The following is a 5803-nucleotide window of genomic DNA, read 5'->3' on the forward strand; positions in this document are numbered from 1 at the left end:
GGGGTGCGGTCGAGAATGAGCTCGGTCCAGTTGGGGCTGTAGTAGAGTCGGTTACACGCCGGCCTGTACGCCGGAGGTCGCGGGTTCGAGTCCCGTCAGCCCCGCCATTCGATAATAGAAAACACTATGGGCGAATAGCTCAGCTGGGAGAGCATCGGTCTTACACACCGAGGGTCACAGGTTCGAGCCCTGTTTCGCCCACCATAATCAGGGGCTGTAGTAGAGTCGGTTACAACGCCGGCCTGTCACGCCGGAGGTCGCGGGTTCGAGTCCCGTCAGCCCCGCCATTATAAAAAAAGAGGAGTGATTTCATCACTCCTCTTTTTTTGTGCCTATTTATGTTGCTGTCGTTATTGCGTGATCAGGGTTTGAAGGTGATCAATGTAATCGGCAACGCTGCCGTAGCGATAACCCGTGACACCCACCTGTTTGCCTTGTGAATTCAGCAGCACGACCGTTGGAAATCCGCGGACATTGTATTTACGGGCTAAAGCTTCATTGTGGGCAACCAGTTCCTTGCTTTGCCGAGTCCTCTTAGGGAAATCGACTTTCAGCAACACCAGATTCTTTTCGGCGTAATCGATGAACTCCTGCTTGCTGAGGATGTCTTTATCCAGCTTGATGCACCAGTGACACCAGTCAGAGCCGCTAAAGTTGATAAAGATGGTTTTGTTGTCTTTCTGGGCGATGGCTTTTGCCTGGTCAATGTTTTCCAGCCAGGTGGCTTCTGTTGACCATGCCGATTGGGTGAAAGCAAGCAGCAAGACGCTGCATAAGACAATAAGAAATCTGCGTTTCATAGTGGCTCCTGGGGTTGGGGGTAGCGATTATAACTGACACGTGTCGAAAACGGACGTCGTTCTTTTTGGTCCCATTGTTCTTTGGGGCGGCCAACGGGCAGCAAAATCTGCACTTTTTTTCCTGCGGGGAGATGAAGAAGGGAGGCGACAGTCTCAGCGCGCCCTTCAACGCGCAACCAGCCATCAATCCAAACACTGGCATAGCCAAGGGCTGTAATTGCTAACAGCATATTTTCTGTTGCCGCAGCACAATCTTCCAGTTGAAAGTCGTATCCTTCGTAGATCTTATCCGGTTGCGTGTCGATGATGCATGCAATCATTGCCGGTGCTTGCTGCATGGCTTTATTGGCCGGATGTAAGCCCTGTAAGACGCTTAGGACCTCTTGATCGTCAATGATGATGAATTGTGTTGTTTGAGCATTTTTTCCTGAGGGGGCGCGAATTCCTGCTCCAACAATGCGTTCTAAATCCTCTCGTGGAACCGGGGTGGGTTCCATAGGTCCACGATAGCTGTGGCGCAGACAAATGGCATCAAATAGCTCCATTGTCAGTTCCTTTCGTTATAGTCAATTTATGTACAAAGTGTAGCACAGTTCCAGGCGGTGGACAAAATAGCATGAGACTGCAATAAGGGAGATCCGGTAGGGTGAACAGGGATTTGGCGGGGATGAACAGGCAGTGTAAAACCGGCCACAACAAAACGGATGTTCATTGTGGCCGAATATGAAAATTATCAGTCGTTTTTTCTCCCACCACAGCCTTCAATGGTAAACAGGCATTGAACAATCTGTCGGGCCTGTTCGGAAACGACGTGGTAATAGACTTCAACGCCGTCTCGTTGCCCTTCAATAATCCCTTTGTTCTTTAGCAGGGCCAGGTGTTGGGAGACTGTCGCCTGTGGTAATTGCAGACACTCCCAGATTTTTTTGACATTACAGGCCTCGGAGATCAGCCCGGCAATAATTTTCAGACGAATCGGATGACCGAGAACCTTGAGGATTTCAGCTTCCCGATCGTAATTTTGGTCTTTGTCAAAAACAACAGGTTTCATGCTTCAATCCTTCCAGCTATTCCACAGAGTATGCCACCAGATGGTGGCGCTAAAAATTGAATATATGAATATAGATGGAAAAAGGTTTTTTCGTCAAGACTAAAAAATCTATTTCTCTTGCCTTTTCAAGAGGTTGTGCGTATCGTTTTCAGCGTTGCTAAGGCGTTAGTCTTTCTGTCCCGTCATCGGTTTTTCTGAGGTTTATTCATGACTTTTACAATTGTTTTGTTTTTCGTCGGGCTGGTTTTGCTCTATTACGGTGCAGACTTTTTGGTTGACGGCAGTTCTCGTCTGGCATTGTCATTTGGCGTTCGTCCGCTGATTATTGGTATGACGATTGTGTCCTTTGCCACCAGCATGCCGGAAATGATGGTGTCTTTGCTTGCAGTGGGAAAAGGCTCGTCAGATATTGCTGTCGGAAACATTGTCGGGTCAAATATTGCCAATATTGGTTTGATTCTTGGGACTTCGGCACTGTTGATGCCACTGAACGTTCCGCGTGGCTTGTTGTGGCGTGAGTTGCCCATTATGATCGTTGCCACGTCGGTTCTATATGGACTGTGTGTGGATGGTGGCTTGAACCGTGCCGATGGTGTGATTCTGCTGGTTTTATTGGCATTGTTTATTGGCTACTGTCTGCGTTTCGCACGGCAGGCCGGACTGAACCCTGAAGCGCCGGAATCTTTGGTAGAAACCGAAGTCAGTCATCGCGGACGCGATGTGCTCTATGTCGTCGGCGGAATTGTCGGTCTTGGTGTTGGTGCGAATTGGATGGTTAGCTCTGCCGTGATCATCGCGCGATCCATTGGGTTGTCTGAGCTGTTCATCGGCATGACCATTGTGGCTCTCGGAACGAGTCTGCCCGAGTTGGCGGCGTCATTGATGAGTGCCGCCAAAGGGGAGATGGATATCAGTATCGGCAATGTGATCGGTAGTAATATTTTCAATATCCTTTTTGTGTTGGGTGTTTGTCCAATATTTCAACCGATTGCGGTTGAACCGTCGATCCTGCGCCTTGAGTTGCCGGTGGTGATGCTGTTCAGTGTTGCCCTGGTGCCGTTATGCTGGCATCGCCATGTGATTGGCCGTTGGAAAGGGGCTGTTTTGGTCGTTTCCTATGTTCTGTTTATCGTCGCCATGACGTTGCGATGAGTCTTCTGCGCTCTCTTCTTGTCGTTGTTTGGATTGTTGCTTGTTCTCAAGCTTTCGCAGCTGGTGACGCCACCCTGGTAGAGCGGTATCGATGTCAGCACTTTTTGCTTGGAACCTTGGGAGAACTGTCGCTGGAAACATGCACTCTTGATGGACAGCGGATGCAGATTGAACTGGCGGGTGATGCATTGGGGATGATGGCGTTGTTGGATGGAAATCGTCAGCAGTGTTACACCTCCATGATTCAATATGACAGCGATGGGCGTGTTGTCACGTTGTCGCATCGCCAGTCAACCCATATCGATTCACGTGGCCGGCGGATTCAATACGGCTGGTCAACGCTGTTTGATGAAGAGGGTCGCGTTACCGCACGACGCCATTGGGGCGGCGAGGTCGTCGAAACGCGCAAGTTTCAAATCCCTGCGAACTGTTACGGCGATTTCCTCAGTGTTCTTTATGCTTTTCAACATCAAGACGGGCCCTTGCGGGTTGCACAAGAGTATCGCTATCCTTTTTTTACCCTGCAGGGGATGGGGCGTATTGTGGTTCAGGTTGAAGGCGTTGAATCACTGGAGCGTGCTGCATCTCCAGGCGTTCTCTGGCGGTGCCGAATTACCTCTGCCGATGGTCGTCTACCGGGAAACAGCACCTCACTCACCGTGTGGTGCGATGACCAGAGACGGGTGGTCAAAGCCGAGGCTCCTTTTCTGTGGGGACTCGGCAAGGTTGTTATTCAGAGAATAAGTGAGTCATCATGATCAAGTCCGATTTTGGCCAACCGGCCATGTTGAAATTTCTTATTTTGCTGACCATTGCTTCCAGCATGGGCTTGCAAACCTGGATGATTCTCTTTAACAACTTTGCTGTTGATGTGGCCGGGTTGAACGGTCAGCAGGTGGGTGTGATCGGCTCTGTGCGGGAGATTCCCGGGTTGCTGGCCCTGCTCGTTGTTTATGTGCTGCTGGTGATCAGTGAACATCGTCTGGCGGCATTGTCCGTCGTTGTGGTTGGTGTGGGCAGTGTGGTTACCGGTTTTTTACCCAGCTATGGCGGGCTGATCTTTTCCACTTTGGTGATCAGTTTTGGTTTCCATTACTATGAGACCACCAATCAATCGTTGACCCTGCAGTATTTTGATATCCATACATCACCGTTGATCTTCGGCCGCTTGAAAAGTCTGACATCTGCGGTGAATATTGCCATGGGACTGACAGTTTTCGTCCTCGGCTTGTTCCTTGAGTATCAGACAATTTTTATTCTCATCGGGGTGGCCGTCGCTTTAGTCGGTTTGTGGGGACTGTGTCAAAATCCGTCCAGTGCCGACGTGGTGCCACAGCGCCAGAGGATGGTGTTCCGTCGCAAATACTTTCTGTTTTACTTTCTCACCTGTATGGCTGGTGCGCGGCGGCAGATTTTTATCGCCTTTTCAGTCTTCCTGCTGGTCAAGGAGTTTGATTGCAGTGTGACGCAGGTTGCTGCGCTGTTCGTGGTTAATAACCTGATTAATTACTTTGTCAGTCCCATGATTGGTCGCGCGATTGTCCGCTTTGGCGAACGCAAGGTCCTGTCGCTGGAGTATGGCAGCCTGATCGCGGTGTTTCTTGGCTATGCCTGGGCCGATTCGTTGTGGGTGGTGATGGGGCTTTATGTCATTGACCATATCCTGTTTTCTTTTGCCATGGCCATCCGCACCTATTTCCAAAAGGTCGCCGACCCACGCGATGTGGCTCCGAGTATGGCCGTCGGTTTTACCATTAACCATGTTGCCGCAGTGGTGATGCCGGTGATTGGTGGCGCGTTATGGATGATTGACTATTCCATTCCGTTTATTGCCGGCTCCATTATGAGCGGTATTTCGTTGGTGGCGGTGCAGTGGATCCGCACCGATGTTTCAGGCATAAAAAATCCCGCTTAAAAAAGCGGGATTCAGCTTGGTGACAAAATTTGTCCATGGATTTTGTCATGACCGTTACGCAAAAACGCGGTTTTGCTTTACTCCAAAAACAAGGTGTTAAACCTTTTCTTGTTTTTGGTTCGCCCATCCTTGGGCTCGACGAGACTGTTTGGCAACAGGCAAAAAAAATCCCGCTTAAAAAAGCGGGATTTTTTTGTGCTGCAGGGTGGGGGAGAGTCTTGTTACAGTTTTTCTGCGTGCTCGCTCAGATATTCAGCAACACCTTCCGGAGAGGCTTTCATGCCGGCGTCGCCCTTGTTCCAGCCTGCCGGGCAGACTTCACCATATTGTTCAAAGAACTGCAGAGCATCAATCATGCGCACCATTTCGTCGATATTGCGGCCCAGGGGCAAGTTGTTTACCACCTGGTGCTGAACCATACCGTTCTGATCAATGATAAAGGAAGCGCGCATGGCTACCCCGGCCTGAGGATGTTCAATGCCGTACGCTTGGCAGATCTCATGCTTGACATCCGCGACCATTGGGAACTCAACCGGACCAATGCCGCCATCTTCAACAGCGGTGTTGCGCCATGCCAGATGGGTGAACTGGGAGTCAATGGAGATGCCGACAATTTCAACGCCACGCTCTTTAAGCTGATTTACACGATGGTTGTGGGCAATGATTTCAGACGGGCAGACAAAGGTGAAGTCCATTGGCCAGAAAAACAGAACTACATATTTTCCTTTGAGGTCGCTCAGTTTGAATTCGGGATTGATCGTGCCATCAGCCATAACTGCGGGGGCGGTGAATTCGGGGGCTTGTTGTGCAACCAGTACACTCATGTTCATTCTCCTTGTTTGATTATTGTCAGTGATAACGTTATTGCTTCGTTTTAATTGTTGA

7 protein-coding genes and 3 tRNA genes are annotated in these 5803 nt (G+C 49.9%); 6 read left to right on the plus strand and 4 right to left on the minus strand.

What is annotated here, in order from left to right; genetic code table 11:
- Positions 1–32: 32 nt before the first annotated feature.
- From DACE_RS16735 to DACE_RS16745, 3 genes are all read left to right on the plus strand, one after another.
- Positions 33–107 (plus strand) — tRNA-OTHER (locus DACE_RS16735).
- A 21-nt stretch (positions 108–128) separates the two neighbouring features.
- Positions 129–204: transfer RNA gene (locus DACE_RS16740), tRNA-Val, on the plus strand.
- Between the two features lie 6 nt (positions 205–210).
- Positions 211–287, plus strand: a tRNA-Asp gene (locus DACE_RS16745).
- Positions 288–350: 63 nt separating this feature from the next.
- Here the strand turns inward: DACE_RS16745 and DACE_RS16750 are convergent.
- From DACE_RS16750 to DACE_RS16760, 3 genes are all read right to left on the minus strand, one after another.
- On the minus strand, positions 351–800 hold the full coding sequence (locus DACE_RS16750; protein WP_006003352.1) for a thioredoxin family protein: 450 nt from the start codon (positions 798–800) through the stop codon (positions 351–353).
- Positions 797–1345, minus strand: coding sequence for a nitroreductase family protein (locus DACE_RS16755; RefSeq protein WP_006003354.1), 549 nt, complete (start codon positions 1343–1345; stop codon positions 797–799). Before DACE_RS16755 ends, DACE_RS16750 begins: the two co-directional genes overlap by 4 nt.
- Before the next feature lie 188 nt (positions 1346–1533).
- The gene (locus DACE_RS16760; protein WP_006003356.1) at positions 1534–1851 is read right to left on the minus strand and encodes an ArsR/SmtB family transcription factor; all 318 of its coding nucleotides are present in this window, start codon (positions 1849–1851) and stop codon (positions 1534–1536) included.
- Positions 1852–2058: 207 nt separating this feature from the next.
- Between DACE_RS16760 and DACE_RS16765 the strand changes: the two genes are divergently transcribed.
- The 3 genes from DACE_RS16765 to DACE_RS16775 are packed head-to-tail and all read left to right on the plus strand — an operon-like array spanning position 2059 to position 4918.
- On the plus strand, positions 2059–3003 hold the full coding sequence (locus tag DACE_RS16765; protein WP_006003358.1) for a calcium/sodium antiporter: 945 nt from the start codon (positions 2059–2061) through the stop codon (positions 3001–3003).
- Positions 3000–3761 (plus strand): DUF3108 domain-containing protein, encoded by a 762-nt coding sequence (locus DACE_RS16770; protein ID WP_040367947.1) that lies wholly within the window; start codon positions 3000–3002, stop codon positions 3759–3761. The genes DACE_RS16765 and DACE_RS16770 overlap by 4 nt, the downstream gene beginning before the upstream one ends.
- Positions 3758–4918, plus strand: a complete 1161-nt coding sequence (locus DACE_RS16775; RefSeq protein ID WP_006003362.1) for an MFS transporter — start codon at positions 3758–3760, stop codon at positions 4916–4918. Before DACE_RS16770 ends, DACE_RS16775 begins: the two co-directional genes overlap by 4 nt.
- Positions 4919–5139: 221 nt before the next feature.
- Here the strand turns inward: DACE_RS16775 and DACE_RS16780 are convergent, their stop codons facing one another.
- Positions 5140–5742 (minus strand): peroxiredoxin, encoded by a 603-nt coding sequence (locus DACE_RS16780; protein WP_006003364.1) that lies wholly within the window; start codon positions 5740–5742, stop codon positions 5140–5142.
- Positions 5743–5803 lie beyond the last annotated feature (61 nt).

This window comes from Desulfuromonas acetoxidans DSM 684 (assembly GCF_000167355.1).
Lineage (GTDB): Bacteria > Desulfobacterota > Desulfuromonadia > Desulfuromonadales > Desulfuromonadaceae > Desulfuromonas > Desulfuromonas acetoxidans.

What these genes read in the sequence shown, in the direction of transcription:
- DACE_RS16770 (WP_040367947.1), top strand. Translation starts at nt 3,000, where the DNA reads ATGAGTCTTCTGCGCTCTCTTCTTGTCGTTGTTTGGATTGTTGCTTGT.
- DACE_RS16755 (WP_006003354.1), bottom strand. Translation starts at nt 1,345, where the DNA reads ATGGAGCTATTTGATGCCATTTGTCTGCGCCACAGCTATCGTGGACCT.
- DACE_RS16760 (WP_006003356.1), bottom strand. Translation starts at nt 1,851, where the DNA reads ATGAAACCTGTTGTTTTTGACAAAGACCAAAATTACGATCGGGAAGCT.
- DACE_RS16780 (WP_006003364.1), bottom strand. Translation starts at nt 5,742, where the DNA reads ATGAGTGTACTGGTTGCACAACAAGCCCCCGAATTCACCGCCCCCGCA.
- DACE_RS16750 (WP_006003352.1), bottom strand. Translation starts at nt 800, where the DNA reads ATGAAACGCAGATTTCTTATTGTCTTATGCAGCGTCTTGCTGCTTGCT.
- DACE_RS16775 (WP_006003362.1), top strand. Translation starts at nt 3,758, where the DNA reads ATGATCAAGTCCGATTTTGGCCAACCGGCCATGTTGAAATTTCTTATT.
- DACE_RS16765 (WP_006003358.1), top strand. Translation starts at nt 2,059, where the DNA reads ATGACTTTTACAATTGTTTTGTTTTTCGTCGGGCTGGTTTTGCTCTAT.